Source organism: Oligella sp. HMSC05A10 (genome assembly GCF_001808335.1).
GTDB lineage: Bacteria > Pseudomonadota > Gammaproteobacteria > Burkholderiales > Burkholderiaceae_B > Oligella > Oligella urethralis.
Genome location: NZ_KV792968.1, coordinates 1 through 815, shown reverse-complemented (window position 1 = coordinate 815; position 815 = coordinate 1). Strand labels below are relative to the sequence as shown.

The window sequence follows — 815 nt, the reverse complement described above, 5'->3', positions numbered from 1 at the left end:
AGGAACAGACTGTCTATTAAATTGGCTAGGATCAGGAACGATAAAACTCTCTTTTAAATAACGATTGAATCGCTCCACCTTCCCCTTCGTCTTAGCTCGGTACGGACGACACAATCGTGTCTTAAACCCATATTCTTTGGCCAGTAGGAGCAGTTGCGGATTCCAGCGATGCTCCCCAACACCATAAGCATCTCGTTCAATCACAACGGTTTTGGCATTATCAAACAATATTTCTTTAGGCACACCACCAAAAAAGTCGAAGGCCTGTCGTAACCCCTGCAGCCACGCTTCACTGCGCTCATTATCAAAAAAGAAAACATAGCTAGCCCGAGAGTAACCTAAGGTTGCTACGAACGCTTTAAGCGGTTGACTAGCCTGTCTACGAATGATCGTAAAATCCACCTGCAATTGCTCACCCGGGGATGTTTCAAAGCGCACCACTGGGTCGGCTTTAGTTACTGGTTTAAACTGAGACACATAGTCTCTCAGTAAGCTAATCTTACCTTGATAACCCAATTCGTCAATCTCACGATAAAACACCGTGGCGGGTATCCAATCTGGCGCGGCTGCTTGAATGCGCTTGTGAAGATACGCTTTATAAGGGTCAAGCTTACTGGGTCTAGGGCTGCGTTGGTAGGTAGGCATAGCACCACCATTTCTAAGATATTTCCTTACGGTGTTACGGGAAATACCGAGCTCATCACTTATTGCTCTAATGGACTTGCCTTGTTTATGTAATACGTGAATCGTCACGACCATCTCCTGAGTTAACATAAGCGGCCTGAAAAACCGCTAGTTTATTAAACTAGTGGGTC

Annotated in this window: 1 protein-coding gene; it reads right to left on the bottom strand. The window is 45.4% G+C overall.

What is annotated here, in order from left to right:
- Positions 1-774 (bottom strand): IS21 family transposase (istA, locus tag HMPREF3144_RS11270; protein ID WP_083290457.1); only part of this gene is annotated, 774 nt, incomplete at its 3' end.
- Positions 775-815: the final 41 nt, after the last annotated feature.